Origin of the sequence: Nicoletella semolina (assembly GCF_004345745.1) — a bacterium.
Taxonomy (GTDB): domain Bacteria; phylum Pseudomonadota; class Gammaproteobacteria; order Enterobacterales; family Pasteurellaceae; genus Nicoletella; species Nicoletella semolina.
On record NZ_SLXJ01000014.1, the window covers coordinates 17,287 to 38,257 of the forward strand.

Below are 20,971 nucleotides of genomic sequence, written 5' to 3' on the forward strand. Positions count from 1 at the left end.
CTATGATTAGCGTTGTGTCGCTATCATTTTCCCATCTTGATAATCGACGATCACAGAGCTATTTGGCAATAATTGACCACTTAGCAACTGTTGAGCCAATGGGTTTTCTAGCTCTTGCTGAATCGCTCGTTTTAATGGTCTCGCTCCAAATAATGAGTCAAAACCAGCTTCAGCAATGTGTGCCAATGCAGATTCTGTGATAGTAACACTATAACCACGTTCGGCAAGGCGTTTCGTCAGGCGTTGTAACTGAATACCTGCAATTGCCTGAATATGCGTTTGAGTAAGCGGGTGGAAGACCACTGTTTCATCAATACGGTTGATAAACTCTGGGCGGAAATGCTGCCCAACCACAGTCATCACTCGAGCTTTCATCTCTGCGTAATCCATTTCCTCTGGTTTCTCTTGGATTAAATGTGAACCTAGATTTGAGGTCATAATCACCACGGTATTGCGGAAATCCACAGTGCGACCTTGTCCATCAGTTAATCGCCCATCATCAAGTACTTGAAGCAGAATATTAAACACGTCAGCGTGGGCTTTTTCTACTTCATCTAGCAAAACGACCGAATAAGGGCGACGGCGAACAGCTTCAGTTAGGTAGCCACCTTCTTCATAACCCACATACCCTGGCGGTGCACCGACTAGGCGTGAAACACTGTGTTTTTCCATAAACTCAGACATATCAATTCGCACCATCGCCTCTGCATCATCAAACAAGAAATTGGCTAATGTTTTACACAATTCTGTTTTACCTACCCCTGTAGGACCTAAGAATAAGAATGAACCAATCGGACGATTGGGATCAGATAACCCCGCACGGCTACGACGAATCGCATTTGCCACGGCTTCGACCGCTTCATTTTGCCCAATCACACGTTGGTGTAAAGCCTCTTCCATTCTTAATAGTTTCTCTTTTTCGCCCTCAACCATTTTAGAGACTGGAATGCCTGTTGCTTTCGATAAGACTTCCGCAATTTCCTCGTCCGTCACTTTGGTGCGAAGTAGCTGATTTGTTGCGACTTCTGTGCGTTTTTCTGCCTCTTCGAGCTGCTTTTCAAGAGCTGGAATTTTGCCATATTGAAGCTCAGACATTTTTTCAAAATTATTTTCACGACGAGCTTGATCCATCTCAATTCGAGCATTTTCTAACTCCGTTTTAAGATGCTGTGTGCCAAATAAGACAGATTTCTCTGCTTTCCAGATTTCTTCTAATTCTGAATATTCACGCTCACGAGCGGTCATTTCTTCGTCTAATTTTGCAAGACGCTGACGGCTTGCCTCATCTTCCTCTTTTTGCAACGCTTGACGTTCCAACTTAAGTTGAATAATGCGGCGTTCCAGCTTATCCAAAGGTTCAGGTTTAGAATCAATCTCCATACGCAAGCTAGACGCAGCTTCATCAATTAAATCAATTGCTTTATCGGGCAGTTGGCGATCTGACACATAACGGTGTGAGAGCGTTGCCGCTGCCACAATTGCAGGATCGGTAATTTGAACGTGATGATGAATTTCATACCGCTCTTTTAAACCACGCAAAATCGCAATCGTATCTTCCACAGTTGGCTCATCAACCAATACCTTCTGAAAACGGCGTTCCAGTGCAGCATCTTTTTCAATATATTGTCGATATTCATCAAGGGTGGTTGCTCCCACACAATGCAATTCGCCACGAGCAAGTGATGGTTTGAGCAAATTGCCAGCGTCCATTGCCCCATCAGTTTTACCTGCCCCAACCATAGTATGAATTTCATCAATAAATAGAATCACCTGTCCTTCTTCTTTTGCTAGCTCTTTTAAAACTGCTTTTAAACGCTCTTCAAACTCACCACGATATTTTGCTCCAGCGATTAACGCCCCCATATCCAGCGACAATACTCGCTTATTTTTCAATCCTTCTGGCACTTCTCCATTGACAATACGTTGAGCCAACCCTTCAACAATCGCTGTTTTCCCCACACCTGGCTCGCCAATTAGCACAGGGTTATTTTTGGTACGACGCTGTAATACCTGCACTGCACGGCGAATTTCCTCATCACGCCCAATGACAGGATCAAGTTTGCCTGCTTTTGCACGTTCTGTGAGATCAATGGTATATTTTTGTAATGCTTGTCTGGTTTCTTCTGCATTTTGATTATTCACGTTTTCGCCTCCTCTAATTTGTCCAATCGCCTGTTCCACTTTTGCCTTAGTGAGTCCTAATTGTTTTAGCACTTTTCCAATATCACCATTATCTTCTACAGCAGCCAGTACAACTAACTCCGATGAAATAAAACTATCGCCCATCTGTTGAGCGAATTTATCTGCTTGGTTTAATAAGCGGAAAAGTTGCTGAGAAGGCTGTGTATGTCCACCGCTGACTTGTGGCAATTTATGTAACATTTTTTCTAGCTCACGCTGTAGCTGTGCAGGTGGAACATTCATTGCAGTAAATAACGGCGAAATTGCACCCTCTGTTTGTGCCAATAAACTGACTAATAAATGCACTGGTTCAATATAAGCGTGATCTTTTCCAACCGCCAAAGATTGAGCATCAGCAAGAGCTTGTTGCAACTTAGTTGTCATTTTATCAATGTTCATTGTCTTCTCCTTAAAATAGCCCGCCAAACATTAGCGTTAGAAGATAAATGGTCTCAATAAAATAGAATTCAAGAGCAAAAGGCTATTTTGTAAAAAATTAGCTGATTTTGACCGCTTGCTAACATAGTCATAAAGAAAAAATCCCCCTTGCAGTTTCCCAAATAAAAGAGAGCAAGAGAGATTTTTAATCGAATAGAAAAATAGATAAATAGAAAAAACAGAGCGTTACTTTATCATCTGCATAAACAAACGCATAATGCGTGTATCAGGCGTCAATTCTGGGTGGAAAGAGCAAGCGAGTAGATTGTTTTGTTTGGCTAATACCACATTGCCTTCAATCTCTGCTAACACCTCTATGTCCGAAGATAGCAATTGAGCGATATAAGGGGCTCGAATAAATACCGCAGGAAAAGGTGCCTCTAGACCTTTAACTGTTAAATCCGCTTGGAAACTGTCAATTTGCCGCCCAAACGCATTCCGCTGCACTGCAATATCCATTAAATCTAAATGGCTCGGCTCACCGCCAATAATTTGTTTAGCAAGCAAAATCATTCCTGCACAAGTACCAAAAATTGGCTTATTTTGTGCTGAAAATTCACGAATTGCCTCAATAAAGCCATATTCTCGCATTAATCGACCGATTGCCGTACTCTCTCCCCCTGGTAATACAAGTGCATCTAGCCCTGCTAATTGAGTAATATGCTTAACCGCAACCGCCGTCGCACCTAACGCTTCAATTTGAGTCAAATGTTCGCTCACTGCACCTTGCAGAGCTAACACTCCCACACGAATATTGGAGAAATCCGTCATTACCAGCCTCTTTCTTGCATTCTTTCTGCAGCAGAAAGTTTAGCAATATCAAGACCACGCATCGGTTCACCCAGCTCTTCGAATAAACGAGCAATTAAATCGTAATCTTGATAATGCGTAGTGGCTTGCACAATGGCTCTTGCAAATTTTTCTGGATTTTCTGACTTGAATATGCCTGATCCAACAAAGACGCCGTCAGCCCCAAGTTCCATCATCAATGCAGCATCTGCTGGCGTGGCTACGCCACCTGCGGCAAAATTCACCACTGGCAATTTACCCAATTGTTTAATTTGCAGTAATAATTCAAAAGGTGCACCGAGGTTTTTTGCTTCTGTCATTAGTTCATCGTGGTTCATTGCCACTACTTTTCGTACTTGTGCATTGACTTTACGAATATGTCGAACGGCTTCAACAATATTGCCTGTCCCTGGTTCCCCTTTCGTGCGTAGCATTGACGCCCCTTCGCCAATACGGCGTAATGCTTCACCCAAATCACGGCACCCACACACAAATGGCACGGTGTAATCGCTTTTCAACAAGTGAAATTCTTCATCTGCAGGCGTCAATACCTCGCTCTCATCAATATAATCAACCCCCATAGCCTCTAGCACGCGGGCTTCTGTGATATGCCCAATTCGTGCTTTTGCCATCACAGGAATAGACACTGCCTCTAGCACTTCACGCACAATTTTAGGGTTTGCCATTCTTGCCACTCCACCAGCAGCTCGAATATCAGATGGTACTCGCTCCAACGCCATCACTGCCACAGCTCCTGCCGCCTCAGCAATACGAGCTTGTTCAGCATTAATGACGTCCATAATAACGCCACCTTTTTGCATTTGAGCCATACCACGTTTTACTACATTAGTCCCAATTACAGACATCTTTTTTTCTCCGATTAAGTTAAATGACACAAAAATCCCTGCCTTTTTCCACTGTAACAGATATGGTGAAAAGGGTCAATTTTGAATAATTTAATATGTTCATTTTGATGAAAATCAACAGCATTCTCTAGAGTTCATATACAACATCGCTCCCACTAAATTAATAAGCTAATCATTAACCTATTAATGAATGCCTCTCCTATTGAATTTCGGTTGCTACATAAGCTGGAGTACCTAATGCAATTGTTGCCTGACTCTCTTTCATTTAGTTAAAGTATGATTATAGATTCTGCATGCTAAGAAGAATCAAGTATTTATGGCAATGTAATGACTGCAATCTTGAGGGAATAATAATTTTAATGATATCATTTTGCAAAATCAGAAGAGATCTTATTCCGCTCCTAAAAAGATTATTAAGTATATTATTGCATTACTACGAAAAACAATTATCTATCTTCCTTAAGCCCCTTTAGTGGCGATTGCTTGTAGAACAACAGTGAAGGAATAAGAGCCATTAATAAGGCGATAATGAATATACTGGCAATGTAGTAGACGTCTTCTAGATTCAGTGATACAGGCAGGGCAAAACCGCTTTTCAGGCTAATTTTTTGTGAAATAATTACGGTAGAGAAATAACCTATTGCTACTCCAAGCACAATTGCAGCGATGATCATCATCAACAATGTCGCCCAAATTAACCACAAAATTTTATATCTAGGTGCTCCAAATATCCGCCAAGCAGCAATTTGGCGTTGTTGCTGTTTGAGATAGAGTGTCACGATCATAATCAATGCAATTGCTACCAAAATCTGTGAAACGGTTGCAATCCATTTCAATACTTCCTTACTATCCCCTAAAATTGCATATACTCTCACCAATACTTCAGCAGGAAACAAGGCTTGAGTTTTGCCGTTGCGGTATTCGCCTCGAAGCTTATATGCAGCCGCAAAGCTTTTTGGCTTGACTACAATCGCTGAAATACCTAATTCTGGGTGTTCGTGAATATCATTAAGCTGATTAATTCTGGTGACTTGGACTCTACCTGTAATTGGATTCTTATTATTGACCGCTTGCAGATTTGATTGCCCGCTATGTGCATGAGTTTCCCAAATAGTTTCAAGTGGAACAAGCACTGCAGTATCCCAAATACTATCCTCTGGCGGTAGAATGCCGACAACCTCATAAGCAACATTTTGATGTGAATGGGTTCCTGCTTCACCTAATTGTCCGTGTAGAGGCGAAAATTTATCACCCAATTTAAAACCAGTTTTGCTCCCTACCACCGCTTCAAAGGCATTTTCAAACACACGTCCAGCCATTTTTTCTCGTTGCTTATGACTGATAAACATTTTGTTGGTACCCACAATTGGCATTCCACGAACAAAGTCACCAAAAGCGAGAGGAGCAGCCCATTCAACCTGTGGGTTCTGTTGGAGTTCTGTCAGTACAGAGGTGGGAATTAAGGGTAAGACTGCAGATTGTAAATAAACGGTGGACAATACTAGTTGAACCTCACTGCCTAAGCCGCCAATTACAATGTCAAAACGATCTGCAGCCTTTGCACTGCCTTCTCTAAACGCACGTTCTTGTAAATTGACCGCAATACTTAATGCCACCGACAATGCGATCAACATCATCATCATCAGGCTACCCAATTTATTCTTACGAAAATGAAGTAACAGCAGTTTTAGGTTTAACATAAAGATTCTTCTCGTTCAATTTGCCCATTTTTGAGATAAATACGGCGGGAAAGCTGTTCGGCAAGATAGCGATCGTGTGTAGATACAATGAGAGTGCAAGATTCTTGCTTAGCTAATCTGATCAATAACTCAGTGATGATCCGTCCATTTTCTGCATCTAGGCTGGCAGTGGGTTCATCCGCAATAATAATTTCAGGCTTACATAATAACGCTCTTGCAATTGCTACTCGTTGCATTTCACCACGAGAAAGATATTCAACGGGGCGGTCAAATTGTTCAAAATTCATTGTGGCTAACAGGTCGATTGCTCGCTGCCTCACTGTTGGCTGAATACGCCAGTGCCGAAAGCTATAAGGCAATAAAACATTTTCAAGTGCAGTCAAACCCGTAGTGAGATAGAAATCTTGCATAATCATACCAATATGCTGAAAACGCCAAGTATCTCGTTGTGTTGCGCTCAATTGGTACAAATCTATATCTCCCCATTTAATCTGGTCAGGCTGTACTTGAATCAAACCACTGATGGCATTTAGAAATGTTGATTTTCCCGAACCCGAAGGACCTAAAATAGCGAGATGCTGTTGTGAATCCACCCTTAAATGAGGAATAGATAAGATGGGATAATGTAGATTAGGTACTGCTATCGATAATGTATTTATCGTTAAATTCATCATCGGTTTCCTTTTGTTTCTTAAAGTGTATCAAACTGTGCTTCACGCAGACGTAACAGACTGACAAATCCAGTATCAGGATCGACCGACACGCCATACTCCAAAATACCTTTTACTGAAATCATTGCATTATATTGCACAAAATTTTGCCGCTTGCCCAAATAGACCACGAGAATATCTTCTGGCCAATCTGCATCAGATGAACAAAATGGGCAGACCGCCATGGGTGTTTTGGTTAAAACAAAAAATTGTGATTCTGCCTTTAGGGGAGGAGCCATAAAACCGTTAATAGTCACTTTCTTACCCACTAACGCTTTTACCTTATCACTAAATTCCAACCCTGTTACAGAAAATTTCCCGTACAACTCGTTAAAAGTTAATGTATTACCGTAGCTAGAATAACTTGAAAAGAGCAATAAACAACCTAGCACTATACGTGCTAGGTTTTTATAACAATTTGCAATCACTAATTGCATTATTTAACCGCCAATGCGTCTACAATTACTTTGAATAAGTCAGAGTTTTCCATATAACCACGGATTGCTTCTGCCCCCGGTCCACCTGCTTGAATCACAACATCATCAACGGTATGTGCACCTGAGCCATAGTTTCTTGGTAAAATGCCCTGACGGAACATTGCACCCGGAACATCTTTAAATGCTTCATTCGCAACATATTCACCTTTATCATTTTTTACCGCTGGGACAAATTGACCATCAAGTTTTGGACGGAAAGTTTCATAGTAGTCAGGGAAGTTAGTAAAGAAAACCGCAAGACGCTTATCCACATCAAGTTTATCTGGATAGCCATCGCCATCTTCATCTTTATAATTTGGGAAACCTGATTGGGTGACTTTATCACGCATTAATTCTGCTTCTTTGTTATCATCTACCACACCAGTAATTGACAAACCGTGAGTATGATCAGCTGTCACTAGAATAAGAGTATCCGGATCTTTTTTTGCAAATTCTTTTGCAATTTCAACCGCTTGATCAAGCATAATGGTTCCCATTACAGCACGTTCCCAATCTAATGGGTGAGAAGCTTTATCAATTAACGCAGATTCCACCACTAAGAAGAAACCGTCTTCATTTTTAGATAACACATCTAACGCTGCTCTGGTCATCTCAGTCAAATCTGGCTGATTTGGGAATTTTTTGGTTGCACCGTTCTCAGTGAGAAAACGACGATCCACAACAGTATTCATATTACCCGTATGGAATAAACCCAGTAATTTACGTGTATCTTTTGCCACACCTTTTAACTCAGTTGCATCCGTAACAAACTGATACCCATCATTTTTGAACAGCTCAATAAAGTTCTTCTCGTCTTTACGTTTTGAACCCGGAGTGCTTTTCGGCAGGAAATATGCAGAACCACCACCTAAAATAACATCTGGCTTCACGTTATACATCATTTCCACAATTTCTGGTTTATCGCTACGACGGCGTGTATGTGAGACAACTGCCGCAGGCGTTGCATCTTCAATCTCAGCATCAGATACGATCCCAACCGCCATCTTAGTACGGCGTTTTAATAACTCACCTAGAGTCTCTTGTTTTGGGTGATTAAAATTGCCTTCAGAACGACTGGTATAAACCCCTAACGCATTGATCGCAGATTTATGCCCCGTCATGTAAGCACTCATCGTGTTCGCACTGTCAGCAGTGATGGCATCTGTACTTGATGTACCAATAAAGCCCATATACGGCAAAGTATCCATCGCCAATTTGGCATTTGCTTTCCCTTCATTCACGCCTTTGGACAAAATACGCGCCCCTGTGCGGTGAGCTACTGATAAACCATCACCTAAGAATAAAATCACATTTTTTGCTTTACGCTTTTCAGGCGTTGCATAAACGTCCCATTTTACTTCTGATTTTTTTCCTTTTGTTTCTACCGTTACTTTATAAGCATCCGCACGAGCAATACTCGTATCACGAATCCACAACGCAGAAACCTCTTTGCCATCTTCTTTCTCAACAAACTCAACATTGCCTTTTAGCACATCACGATAATCTTTACCGTTGATTAAGATTTTAGCTTGCTCGAGTTTAATCACTTCATCAAATTCGACTTTAAAATCAAATTTTCCACCTTCCATCATCGTTGCACGATCAATTGGGTAGATATTTTGTGCAACCCCACTTACGGGGAGAGCTGTCATCATCAAAGAAATTAAATAACGAAGTTTCATTAGTATGCTCCTATTAAAAATACTTCGTAGGTAATTGTAACTATTTGATATGACAATTTGATGACTAAATACAATATTCATGAAAAGAAATAGAACCGCACGCAAATACTATTCGATGTCAGAAAAATATTCTGACCATAGCGAAGCGAAAATAGCGTTCTATTGCTCTTATAGCCGTTATAATACTGAGAACAGGGAAAGGTAAAAAATGAAGCCACAACCCGATGTGGCAAAATGAGAAAATAACTACTGCAATTTTTCTTAATAAATAAAAGAGTGATTAAATTTAATATCATCAGCGTTCAACGTTTACTGATGTGATATATAATCATCTTCATTCGCCTGATAAATCTCGTCAGCTTCAGTCAGCAATCTAGCAATCGCATTTCGGTAGGTAATCTCAAGTGGCTCACGACTTGTTGCAATCACACCTTGATCTTTTAAAAATCCATCGTTTACATCATAGACCCAGCCGTGAATAGATAATTTTTTTCCTCGCCCCCAAGCTGCTTTCACAATAGAACAACGTGCCAAATTATGCACCTGTTCCACCACATTTAAACGAGTCAGCATATCTGCTCTTTGTTCCTGTGATAATTTCCCTAACAAATGGCTATGTTTTAGCCACAAGTCTCTAATATGCAAAAGCCAATTACTAATTAATCCTTGGTCCTGCATACCAATAGCGGCTTTTATCCCCCCACAATTGGTATGACCACAAATAATAATATGCTCAATATCCAATACATCTACTGCATATTGCACCACCGATAAACAATTTAAATCAGTGTGGATAACCAAGTTTGCGACGTTTCGATGAACAAATAGTTCGCCTGGTTCTAGCCCTGTCAATTTCTCCGCAGGTACCCGACTATCTGAACACCCAATCCACAAATAAGTCGGTTTTTGATGTTCCGCCAACTTTTTAAAATAGTCCGACTGCTCATCTTTCATTTGCGTTGCCCAAGCGTGATTATTCGCAAATAGGCGTTCAATTTGTTTCATATTATTTCCCTAACACCAAAGATAATATACCCGCAGCAATTAAAGGACCTACGGGGATACCATCAAAAAAAGCAACACCTATAATTGTCCCTATTAATAATCCTGTGACTAAAATAGGCTGACTACTCATTAAATTAACACCTCGCCCACCAAACCAAGCGACCAGAATGCCTGTCAGAACGGCAAAAAGCATTTTCCAATTGAGTAACATTTTCCAGTCTGGCAGGCTAATTCTGCCTGAAACTAGTGGGCTAAGTACACCAATGGTCAGGATAATAATGCCGATTTTTAAACCATATTGCTCTAGCCAAGGTAAATATTTGTTTAGTAACGTTTGTTGCATTATCAACAATATCGCAGCAGAAATAGTAACAGCACTATTTTGGCTAAATATACCTAATAAAATTAGAAAAACGAGTAATAAGGCAATAGAATTAAGATGTAATGACATAGTCAGCGGTCAATTTTTTGTGAATCTTGTTTTAGTTAATTTTATTTACAAAAAAGTCCTCAAATGTTCTTGAGGACTTTTGTTTAATTAGCCTGCAACCATCACCATTGCTGGGCGAAGTACACGCCCTTGCAGGGTGTAGCCTTTTTGTAATACCACACTAATATGGTTGGCATCAATGCCTTCTGCTGGCTGCATTGAAATTGCTTGGTGTAATTCAGGGTTAAACACTTCCCCCACTACTCCCACTGGTTCAACGCCAAACTTAGCAAGAGTAGAAAGAAATTCTTTGTGTGTCATTTCTACACCATCAACTAGTGCTTGTGTTTTCTCGTCAGTTACTGCGTCATCTAATGCTGATAAGCCACGCTCAAGGTTATCAACAACGGTCAAGAGTTCTTTTGAGAATTTCTCAAGGGCAAATTTATGTGCTTTTTCTATATCTTGATCCGCTCGGCGACGAATGTTTTGGATTTCAGCTTGTGCTCGAAGTTGAATATCTTGCTCACGCTTATCAGCTTCAGCAATATAGGTTTCTAGCTCTGTAATACGATTCTGAGCTTCAACAAGCAATGCACTTTCTTGCACTTCTTCTCTCTGCTCCTCCCCCGCCATTACATCAATTTCAGCAGTTGTATTCTGTTCTGTACCAACTTGCTCTGCACTAGCCTGCTCGCTAACGGTTTGTTCTACAACATCTTTTTCAGTTTGATTTATCATAACCTTCCTCTTTTAGTCTATTTTATTGCAAATTTCTTGCTAAAAACGACCGCTAATATAGCGTTTAATTACTATAATTCAAGGATAAAACCAATTTTTTGTATTTTCTAGCATAAGATTTCGCTATAATCGCCAGCAATTTTTTCTGAATTAATTAAGGGTAACTTATGATGCGTTCTCACTATTGCGGTCAATTAAACCGCTCACACGTTGGACAATCGGTAACATTAAGTGGTTGGGTTCATCGTGTCCGTAATCTTGGTCGTTTTATTTTTATGCAAATTCGTGATCGTGAGGGAGTTGTTCAAGTTTTCTTTGATGAAAAAGAGACTGAATTATTTCAAATTGCCTCAAATTTACGTAATGAAGCCTGTGTACAAATTCAAGGTGAAGTGATCGCTCGTGATGAATCACAAATTAATAAAGAAATGACAACTGGCGAAATTGAAGTCTTGGTAAAAAATGTAGTGGTTTATAATAATGCTGCTGTATTGCCACTGGATTTTAACCAAAATAATACCGAAGAGCAGCGTTTAACATTCCGCTATCTTGATTTACGTCGTCCAGAAATGGCAGAACGTTTGAAAACTCGTGCCAAAATTACCAGCTTCATTCGTCGTTTTATGGACGAACACGGTTTCTTAGATATCGAAACACCAATGCTAACTAAAGCCACGCCAGAGGGAGCAAGAGACTATCTAGTCCCAAGCCGTGTACACAAAGGCAAATTTTATGCCCTCCCACAATCACCACAATTGTTCAAGCAATTGTTGATGATGTCTGGCTTTGATCGCTATTACCAAATCGTGAAATGCTTCCGTGATGAAGATTTGCGTGCAGATCGTCAGCCTGAATTTACTCAAATTGATGTAGAAACCTCATTCTTAAGTGCTGAAGAAGTGCGTGAACTGATGGAAAAAATGATTCGTGGCTTATGGTTGGATCGTTTAAACGTGGATTTAGGTAAATTCCCTATAATGACGTGGAGTGAAGCAATGCAACGTTTTGGATCAGATAAGCCTGACCTGCGTAATCCGCTTGAATTGGTGGACGTAGCGGATATTTTAAAAGGCGTTGAATTTAAAGTATTCAATACGCCAGCAAACGATCCTGAAGGGCGTGTGGCAATACTTCGTGTACCAAATGGTGCAGAATTAACTCGTAAACAAATTGATGAGTACACCCAGTTTGTGGGGATTTACGGGGCAAAAGGCTTGGCGTGGGCGAAAATTAATGATGTCAATGTAGGTTTAGAAGGCGTGCAAAGCCCCGTGGCAAAATTCTTAAACGAAGATATTTTCAATGCATTATTTAAGCGTGTGAATGCTCAAAATGGCGATATTATTTTCTTCGGTGCAGATAAAGCAAACATTGTCGCAGACGCAATGGGGGCATTACGTTTGAAAGTTGGACGTGATTTAAATCTCACTGATTTAACCGCTTGGAAACCACTTTGGGTAATTGACTTCCCAATGTTTGAAAAAGATGATGAGGGTAACCTATCGGCAATGCACCACCCATTCACCTCGCCAAAAGGCTTAACCTCAGAAGAATTGGTTGCAGATCCTGTGAATGCAGTTGCAAATGCTTACGATATGGTCATCAACGGCTACGAAGTGGGCGGCGGTTCGGTGCGTATCTATGATCCCAAAATGCAGCAGACCGTGTTCAATATTTTAGGCATTAATGAAGAAGAGCAGCAGGAAAAATTTGGCTTCTTATTAGATGCTCTCAAGTTCGGCACACCACCACACGCAGGTTTGGCGTTCGGCTTAGACCGTTTAACAATGCTCATCACTGGCACAGAAAATATCCGTGATGTCATCGCATTCCCAAAAACCACAGCGGCAGCGTGCTTAATGACCGAAGCCCCAAGTTTTGCCAATCCGCAAGCGTTGGAGGAATTAGCCATTCGTGTGGTAAAAAAAGAAAACAACGACTAATCTAATGCCCTAAATAGGGTATTTTTCAAAGCGATAAGATAAATATCCATTAAAATGAACTATAAAAATCCGCATTCTATTCTAGTTGTGATTTACGCTCTGAATTCAGGAAACATCTTAATGCTGCAACGCCAAGATGATCCTGAATTTTGGCAATCTGTTACAGGCACGATTGAAAATGGCGAACAGCCGTTTGAGACCGCACTTCGTGAAGTAAAAGAAGAAATTGGTGTGGATATTGTCGCAGAGGGGATAACGCTAGTGGATTGCCAGCACTCGGTAAAATTTGAGATTTTCCCCCAATTCCGCTATAAATACGCACCGAATATCACGCACTGTACAGAACATTGGTTTTTGTTGGGGTTGCACGATGAAACCTTTCCTGTTTTAACGGAACATTTGGCTTTTGAATGGCTTTCGCCACAGGAAGCGATTCAACGGACAAAATCCCCTAGTAATGCACAAGCGATTGCAACATTTTTGCGAAAATAGACCGCTTGTAGGGACACGATGCCTCGTGTCAATTTATCATTTCAACGGACGCAAGCATTGCGTCCCTACTTTTTAACAAAGAAAAAGAAGGAAACTAAAATGGCAGGTCATAGTAAGTGGGCTAATATTAAACACCGCAAAGCGGCACAAGATGCACAACGTGGCAAAATTTTTACTAAATTAATTCGTGAATTGGTTACCGCTGCCAAATTAGGCGGCGGTGATGTGGCTTCTAATCCTCGCTTACGTTCAGCGGTGGATAAAGCATTGTCTAATAATATGACACGAGACACTATCAATCGTGCCATTGAGCGTGGTGTGGGAGGCGGCGATGATACCAATATGGAAACCAAAATCTATGAGGGCTATGGACCAGGTGGCACAGCAGTGATGGTAGAATGTTTAAGCGATAATGCTAACCGCACTATCTCACAAGTTCGTCCAAGTTTCACTAAATGTGGCGGTAATTTGGGTACAGAAGGCTCTGTTGGTTATTTATTTAGCAAAAAAGGGTTAATTTTAATTAGCTCCGCTGATGAAGATGCTTTGACTGAAGCCGCAATTGAGGCTGGTGCAGACGATATTCAACCGCAAGAAGATGGTTCATTTGAAATTTATACTGCTTGGGAGGATCTCGGTGATGTGCGTGATGGCATTGAAAAAGCAGGGTTCAAAATTGAATCCGCTGAGGTATCAATGATTCCATCAACAACAGTGGATCTTGATGCTGAAAATGCACCAAAATTATTAAAATTGATCGATATGCTGGAAGAATGTGATGATGTGCAAAATGTGTACCACAACGGAGAAATCAGCGATGAAGTGGCGACATTGCTCTAAAATCTCACAAAAATAGCTAAAAAATCAGTTATTTTTTGAATTTTTCTAAAAACAAAGTGTTATACTGACCAACGTATCTATTTCTAGGTACATATCACTATTTAAGGAGTTATGATGAAATTAATCAAATTTTTACCTACTTTTGCAGCAGCGGTACTAGCAGCTTGTTCTTCAGATCAATCCGTTCTTGAGCAAGCAGCACAAGCAACAAAAACGGCTGCTAACCAAGTTACTCAAGTTGCTGACATGGTAACAGGTCAAGGTGCTGTACAAGTAGAAAAATTAACTAACCGTTCAAAATCTGTCGTGTATAGCTGCCAAAACCACAAAACTGTAACAGCAAGCTACGCATTCCAAGATGATCAAGTTAAAGCAGTAAACTTAGTAGTTGGTAAAGGTAAAAAAGCGGTAACAATTCCTGCATTAACTCGTGATGAAGCAAACCAAGACTTCACTTCATTCACGTCTAACGAATATGTTTGGAACGTAGAAAATGGCTTCACCTTTGACAATGCAACCAGTAAAGTAGGCGGAATGCTAACTAAAAAAGGTAAAGATTCTGATGAAATCTTAGCTAAACTATGTGATATCAATACATCAGCAACTAAAAAATTAAATAAATAATTTTCCTTATTTGCGGTTAAATTTACAAAATTATTGATAAATTTAACCGCTTCATACTTTTATGGCGATTATTTTAGGCATCGACCCAGGGTCAAGACTCACAGGCTATGGCATTATTCGCCAAACTTCACGGCAGTTGGAATATTTAGGCAGCGGTGTTATTCGCACAGCAACAGATGATTTTCCCTCTCGTTTAAAACATATCTATGCAGGAATCAGTGAAATTATCATTCAATTTCAACCTGAGGTTTTTGCAATAGAGCAAGTTTTTATGGCAAAAAACGCCGATTCTGCATTAAAGCTTGGACAAGCCCGTGGGACTGCGATTGTTGCAGCTGTCAATCACCACTTACCTGTTTTTGAATACGCTGCCCGTTTGGTGAAACAAACCGTTGTTGGAATAGGCTCAGCAGATAAAATTCAAGTGCAAGATATGGTAATTCGTCTGTTGCAACTTTCAGCTAAGCCTCAAGCTGATGCGGCTGATGCGTTGGCGATTGCCATTACCCACGCTCATTCTATTCAGCATTCGCTCAAGGTTGCAACAAAAAATAGCCAAAGTGTCCACCAAGAAAAAGAGAAAAGTGTGGCGTTAATGAAAACGCGTTACAGTCGGGGACGATTTCGCTTAAAATAATTGCTTGATTTTTTTAGCTGAATATCTAAGCTACCTCTGCCTTAACAATATTCATCTTGACTAAAAAGGAGCAACTATGTCAAATCCACTTTTAAATGTCTCAGGTCTACCAAAATTCTCACAAATTAAACCCGAACATATTCAACCTGCTATCCAACAATTACTAGAAGAATGTCGCCGTACTATTGAGCAAGTTGCACAAATTGATCAACCAACGTGGGGCAATTTTTATATGCCGCAAGCAATGGTAAGTGATAAACTTTCTCGTGCGTGGTCGCCTGTTGGGCATTTAAATTCAGTGAAAAATAGCCCTGAACTACGTGATGCTTACCAAGCTTGCCTTCCATTACTTTCAGAGTACAGTACTTGGGCTGGGCAACACCAAGGATTGTACCAAGGCTATTTGAAACTCAAAAATAGCCCTGAATTCGCTAATTATTCCATTGCTCAACAAAAAGCGATTGAAAATAGCTTGCGTGATTTTGAATTATCAGGCATCTCCCTCCCGCAGGAAAAACAAAAACGCTATGGCGAAATTGCAATGCGTTTATCAGAGCTAAGTTCACAATTTAGCAACAATGTCTTAGATGCCACAATGGGCTGGGATATTCTTATCGCTGACGAATCCGAATTAAAAGGTTTGCCCAAATCTGCCCTTGAGGCTGCTAAACTTTCAGCACAAAGCAAAGAGCAAGTAGGCTATCGTTTTACGCTAGAATTCCCAAGCTATTTGCCTGTGATGACCTATTGCGAAAATCGTGAACTTCGCCAAAAAATGTATGAAGCGTTCAACACCAGAGCCTCTGATCAGGGACCAAATGCAGGCAAATGGGACAATTCTGCGATTATGGCTGAAATGCTTGAGCTGCGTTTAGAATTAGCACGATTACTTGGTTTTAATACCTATGCTGATTATTCACTTGCGACAAAAATGGCAGAAAATCCACAGCAAGTGGTTGATTTTTTAGAAAATTTAGCTATTCGCTCAAAAACGCAAGGGAAAAAAGAGTTTGAAGCATTACAGACCTTTGCTGTAGAACATTATCATTTCGGTGATTTACAACCTTGGGATATTGCATTCTATAGCGAAAAACAAAAACAAGCCCTTTATGCCATTAACGATGAAGAACTTCGCCCTTATTTCCCAGAAAATCGAGTACTTTCAGGCTTGTTTGAGCTGATTAAACGCATTTTCGGTATGCGAGTAGAAGAACAACAAGGTATTGAAACCTATCACGACAGCGTACGTTTTTTCAATATTTTTGATGAAACTAACCGCTTGCGTGGCTCATTCTATCTTGATTTATATGCTCGTGAGCATAAGCGTGGCGGAGCTTGGATGGACGATTGTATCAATCAAAAACGCCTTAGCGACGGCACATTACAAACGCCTGTTGCTTATTTGACTTGTAACTTTAATAAACCGATTGGCGACAAACCTGCGATGTTTACGCACGATGAAGTTACCACGCTTTTCCACGAATTTGGACACGGCATTCATCATATGCTGACCGAAATTGATGTTGGTGATGTTGCGGGTATTAATGGCGTGCCTTGGGACGCAGTTGAGCTACCAAGTCAGTTTCTTGAAAATTGGTGTTGGGAAGAAGAAGCACTGCAATTTATTTCAGGTCACTTCGAAACAGGCGAACCACTACCCAAAGAGAAATTAACCCAGCTATTAAAAGCAAAAAACTTCCAAGCTGCAATGTTTGTACTACGCCAGCTTGAATTTGGTTTATTTGATTTTAAATTACACCTCAGCGAGCCTCGTGAAGGCATTATTCTTGAATTGCTACGCAAAATCAAACAAGAAATCGCCGTCATTGAATTACCAACATTCGTGCGTACGCCACATAGTTTTAGCCATATTTTCGCAGGAGGATATGCGGCAGGCTATTACAGCTATATGTGGGCAGAAGTACTTTCTGCTGATGCGTATTCACGCTTCGAAGAAGAAGGTATTTTTAGTCGTGAAGTTGGCGAGTCATTCTTACAAAATATCCTTACCCGAGGTGGATCAGAAGAACCAATGGTACTCTTTGAACGCTTCCGTGGACGCAAACCTACCCTAGACGCACTGCTACGTCATAAAGGTATCGCCTAAACGTTAGCACATTAACTTATAAGCTATCAATAAAAATACGTGGAAGTTATTAATCCACGCATTTTTATTGATAGCTTATTGCATCTTATACCGCCAATTTTGCCCTACCAACCCATCAATCACCTCTTGCACACTTTTGATGTTATCAATTGCCGAAATACCATTGCCCACCGACACATAGCCGTTTTCAAAATTACCTTCTAACATACCCAAACGCATACCCGTGCCAGCGTTCATTGCAGATGCAATCTCGGCTCGGTGCGAAACAACAATAAATCACTGGCGTTTGCCTGCACAATCCACTCTTTCACATTTTGAGCAGCTCAGCATTCTTGCGTAGCAATAAACGCCGTACCAACCCACACGCCCTCAGCTCCCAAAGCCAAGGCAGCCTGAGTCGTCTTGCGATCAGCAATCCCACCTATTTAAGGCTGGCATAAATTTGCTCGTCCAACCAGCAAATCCACCAGAGAAAAATCGTAAGACAACATAAACGGCACACCAAAAGGCTTGTCAGTCAAGGCTTTGACCTTGCCAATCTCATCACGCATTCTATCTAGCACCTCTTGATTGGATTTAGGATTGCTATTTTGCCCAGCGTGTGGAGCAAGAAACCCCAAACCACCTGCTTCGGCAACAGCAACGACTAATTTTGCGTCCGTCAGCCAGCTCATTGAGGCTTGAATAATAGGGTGCTTGATGTTTAGAAGTTGAGTAATGCGGTTATTTTTCATAAAAATTCTCCTTTAAAATAAATGAATTAGGCGTTTTTAAACCGCTCAAAAAGTGATGATATTATAAACTTTCAAAAATCATCAGAGAATGGCGATATTTGAGAAGTTGGTTTTTGGATTTGGAAGGGTGGTTTTTCAGGCTAGCTGAAAATAAAAATACCGCTTGGATTTCTCCAAACGGTGCATAGACTATTCAATAATATATTTTTCAAATGGCGTAACAAATTTATTTATCATTTCACTAGCACGACGTTTTGCTTGCTCAACGAAGTGCTTTAAATAAGATTTCGCCCATTGTTCTTTTGTTTCCAAAAAGGTTTGTTCCATATCACAAGTATGAAATTGAATCTGCATTGCTGCTGCCCAATTAATATACAGTGTGCTAGGATCAGATTTAAATAAATCCATAAAATGTACATCTTGACAAACCAACCTATCATTATCTAATCGCCAGTCTATTTCAAGATAGTTAATCGTAAAATTATCAAACTCTTGATTATCCAACATTTTAGCACAAACTTGAGCTAATTTGTAAGCAGATATAATATTAGGAGCTTGGGCTTTTTTACCTAAATTTCTGGTTTTAATATCAATAATTTGATAAAAATTATCTTTAACCAATAATATATCTGCAGTATCGTTTTGTTTTTCTTCGAATGGTGATTCTATGCTCCATTTATCCATCGCATCTTTACCACGACTTAATAAAAACATAATCGTTGGTGAATTAAATAATGCTAAGCGTCCCTCAACACCGATAACCATCGGATTTTTACTAAACAAATCATTTAGATATTCAAATTGCCTGAATGTGTTTTCAGGAAAATCTTCTTTTACTTTCTGATACACTAATTTATCAAAAGGTTCGCCAGCAGAATGACCTGACAATGTTCCACTTAATGGCTTTGGAATAGATAAACCTAATAATTTAGGTTTTAAGTTATTAAAATTAATAATCATAATTAAGCCTTTAATAATTCTTTAAATTTTGATTGTATTGAGTGAGATAATGAAATATTTTTTGTCAAAATTAAATCTCTAGTTAATTTACTAATTTCATTATGCAATCTAACCTCTTTAATATTTTCCCAGTCTATTAACTTAAAAGGAATACTAGATAACGGCTTTTCAGAAAATTCTAAAATATTTCCTTTAATGACACCATTATATTTTAACCATTGAAAAACAATAGGTTGATTTAAGTATGCTGTAATGTATTCTATGCTTTCACGAATATGATCTTTTCTAAAAATAGCAGTAACGTCTTGAGTTGGGTAAAAACACTCATCAACCAAGGCAAAACGAACATAATCTTTATGAGAAATACGTTCTTTACAAGGTACGAAAATACGTTTTTGTTTTTGCGAGAATAGCTTATAGTTTCGTAAAAACACCCACTGCCAATACGTAATATTTTTATTATATTGATACCTTTTATCTAAATCGCCCTTATAATCTTGTAAATGATCATAAAAATTCGGATAATTATTCTGAAATTCTTGTTCGCTTATATTTTTATTGACAAAAATATAAGGTGTTTCATTACGTGCAATAAAAGGTTCCAAGTCTTTAGCTTTGATCACACGAATTAAACTGTTTTTCTCCAAACAACTCAATGACAATGATGGATATTGAAAAGCCTTATCTAAACCACTTACCATTCCATTACCAATATCACAAACATCTTTTAGGGTAATAAGTTGGCAGTTTTGCTCTAACAACTCCTGCTGATTTAACTTTAAACAAGAAAGCTCAAATTCAGATAATTTCTTCTTAATACTATTAGTTTGCAATGACCAAATCTTATTTTTTTCAAAAGGTTCTATTTGAAAATAATCTATATTTTTGATATTTTTCTTATAGAAAATATTTTCTAAAAGTTCTAGTGTAATTTTTTGTGGTGTATTAAGTCTTGTAATGTGAACGTTAGGAGGGTGTTTTTTTGATTTAGTATACTTAAAGACAATGGTTGATGATGTTACTTTATGAAAAATCTTACTTTCATTGAAATGAATAATGCTATTAATATAACCATTTTCTAACATAAAATTACGCATTTTTTGAGCATTACTCGTATTTAACCAATATGCAGGACAAATAAAAATCAACTCCCCATTTTCATTCAATAGCAAAATAGACTTAATAATAAAAATATATAAATAATCACACAATGAATTACAATATTTCTGCCATAATTCATTTATTAACAATTCATCTTTTAAATTTATCTCTAGGTTTTTCCAGCGAATGTAAGGTGGATTACCAATAATTAAATCAAATTTATTCTGAATATTGGCAGAAATGAAACTTTGATAAGTTACAGAATATTGATTATCTGTTGATAAAGATTTATCTATTTCATAGGCAGTGATATTTTTAAATCCATTCTCAATTAAACTATCTAAAAAAACACCTTCCCCACAAGATGGCTCTAAAATATGCCCAGTTTTAGAGACAGTGCTTAATTGCACCATAAAATCTGCCATTATTTTGGGTGTAAAGTATTGACCGTAAGCGTTTTTCATAAGCCATTTAAAAACAACAAATAATTTAGGATTATAGCATTTTTAGCCTCA

General features: G+C 39.3%; 18 protein-coding genes and 1 pseudogene. 6 read left to right on the forward strand and 13 right to left on the reverse strand.

The genetic code is table 11. The annotated features are described in order from the left end of the window. Positions 1-6: 6 nt before the first annotated feature. The 10 genes from clpB to grpE all read right to left on the reverse strand — a co-directional run bounded on the left by clpB (position 7) and on the right by grpE (position 11,018). Positions 7-2,580 carry an ATP-dependent chaperone ClpB gene (gene clpB / locus EV693_RS08190; RefSeq protein ID WP_132501890.1) on the reverse strand — a complete coding sequence of 858 codons (2,574 nt, stop codon included), beginning with the start codon at positions 2,578-2,580 and terminating at the stop codon, positions 7-9. A gap of 225 nt (positions 2,581-2,805) precedes the next feature. Next, positions 2,806-3,390: a pyridoxal 5'-phosphate synthase glutaminase subunit PdxT gene (pdxT, locus tag EV693_RS08195; RefSeq protein ID WP_132501891.1), complete on the reverse strand. Its 585-nt coding sequence runs from the start codon at positions 3,388-3,390 to the stop codon at positions 2,806-2,808. Continuing rightward, on the reverse strand, positions 3,390-4,274 hold the full coding sequence (gene pdxS, locus EV693_RS08200; protein ID WP_132501893.1) for a pyridoxal 5'-phosphate synthase lyase subunit PdxS: 885 nt from the start codon (positions 4,272-4,274) through the stop codon (positions 3,390-3,392). Before pdxS ends, pdxT begins: the two co-directional genes overlap by 1 nt. Positions 4,275-4,720: 446 nt before the next feature. Further along, positions 4,721-5,974, reverse strand: coding sequence for an ABC transporter permease (locus EV693_RS08205; RefSeq protein ID WP_132501894.1), 1,254 nt, complete (start codon positions 5,972-5,974; stop codon positions 4,721-4,723). After that, positions 5,968-6,645, reverse strand: coding sequence for an ABC transporter ATP-binding protein (locus EV693_RS08210; protein WP_243694593.1), 678 nt, complete (start codon positions 6,643-6,645; stop codon positions 5,968-5,970). Before EV693_RS08210 ends, EV693_RS08205 begins: the two co-directional genes overlap by 7 nt. A gap of 20 nt (positions 6,646-6,665) precedes the next feature. Continuing rightward, entirely contained in the window at positions 6,666-7,121 is a 456-nt protein-coding gene (locus EV693_RS08215) for a hypothetical protein (RefSeq protein WP_132501898.1), read from the reverse strand. Continuing rightward, positions 7,121-8,842 carry an alkaline phosphatase gene (locus tag EV693_RS08220; RefSeq protein ID WP_132501900.1) on the reverse strand — a complete coding sequence of 574 codons (1,722 nt, stop codon included), beginning with the start codon at positions 8,840-8,842 and terminating at the stop codon, positions 7,121-7,123. The genes EV693_RS08215 and EV693_RS08220 overlap by 1 nt, the downstream gene beginning before the upstream one ends. Positions 8,843-9,151: 309 nt before the next feature. Further along, on the reverse strand, positions 9,152-9,847 hold the full coding sequence (gene can, locus EV693_RS08225) for a carbonate dehydratase (RefSeq protein WP_132501902.1): 696 nt from the start codon (positions 9,845-9,847) through the stop codon (positions 9,152-9,154). A gap of 1 nt (position 9,848) precedes the next feature. Beyond that, positions 9,849-10,298 (reverse strand): DUF441 domain-containing protein, encoded by a 450-nt coding sequence (locus EV693_RS08230; RefSeq protein WP_132501903.1) that lies wholly within the window; start codon positions 10,296-10,298, stop codon positions 9,849-9,851. Between the two features lie 87 nt (positions 10,299-10,385). Beyond that, complete coding sequence (grpE, locus tag EV693_RS08235) at positions 10,386-11,018, reverse strand: nucleotide exchange factor GrpE (protein WP_132501905.1); 633 nt, start codon at positions 11,016-11,018, stop codon at positions 10,386-10,388. 167 nt (positions 11,019-11,185) lie between these two features. Here grpE and aspS point away from each other — a divergent pair, with 167 nt between their 5' ends. The 6 genes from aspS (at position 11,186) to prlC (ending at position 17,661) form a co-directional block, all read left to right on the forward strand. Next, positions 11,186-12,961 carry an aspartate--tRNA ligase gene (gene aspS, locus EV693_RS08240; RefSeq protein WP_132501907.1) on the forward strand — a complete coding sequence of 592 codons (1,776 nt, stop codon included), beginning with the start codon at positions 11,186-11,188 and terminating at the stop codon, positions 12,959-12,961. A gap of 54 nt (positions 12,962-13,015) precedes the next feature. Then, a complete protein-coding gene (gene nudB / locus EV693_RS08245; protein WP_132501908.1) occupies positions 13,016-13,453 on the forward strand; it encodes a dihydroneopterin triphosphate diphosphatase in 438 nt (145 codons plus the stop codon). Positions 13,454-13,552: 99 nt separating this feature from the next. After that, positions 13,553-14,293: a YebC/PmpR family DNA-binding transcriptional regulator gene (locus tag EV693_RS08250; RefSeq protein ID WP_132501909.1), complete on the forward strand. Its 741-nt coding sequence runs from the start codon at positions 13,553-13,555 to the stop codon at positions 14,291-14,293. 114 nt (positions 14,294-14,407) lie between these two features. Next, a complete protein-coding gene (locus EV693_RS08255; protein ID WP_132501910.1) occupies positions 14,408-14,917 on the forward strand; it encodes a hypothetical protein in 510 nt (169 codons plus the stop codon). 61 nt (positions 14,918-14,978) lie between these two features. Continuing rightward, on the forward strand, positions 14,979-15,554 hold the full coding sequence (gene ruvC, locus EV693_RS08260; RefSeq protein WP_132501911.1) for a crossover junction endodeoxyribonuclease RuvC: 576 nt from the start codon (positions 14,979-14,981) through the stop codon (positions 15,552-15,554). A 76-nt stretch (positions 15,555-15,630) separates the two neighbouring features. Then, on the forward strand, positions 15,631-17,661 hold the full coding sequence (gene prlC, locus EV693_RS08265) for an oligopeptidase A (protein WP_132501912.1): 2,031 nt from the start codon (positions 15,631-15,633) through the stop codon (positions 17,659-17,661). Positions 17,662-17,736: 75 nt separating this feature from the next. Here the strand turns inward: prlC and EV693_RS08270 are convergent. The 3 genes and pseudogenes from EV693_RS08270 to EV693_RS08280 form a co-directional block, all read right to left on the reverse strand. Beyond that, positions 17,737-18,395, reverse strand: a pseudogene (locus EV693_RS08270) (NAD(P)H-dependent flavin oxidoreductase). Positions 18,396-18,584: 189 nt separating this feature from the next. Continuing rightward, positions 18,585-19,355, reverse strand: coding sequence for a HincII family type II restriction endonuclease (locus tag EV693_RS08275; protein ID WP_132501913.1), 771 nt, complete (start codon positions 19,353-19,355; stop codon positions 18,585-18,587). 2 nt (positions 19,356-19,357) lie between these two features. Beyond that, positions 19,358-20,920, reverse strand: coding sequence for an Eco57I restriction-modification methylase domain-containing protein (locus EV693_RS08280; RefSeq protein ID WP_132501914.1), 1,563 nt, complete (start codon positions 20,918-20,920; stop codon positions 19,358-19,360). Between the last annotated feature and the right edge of the window lie 51 nt (positions 20,921-20,971).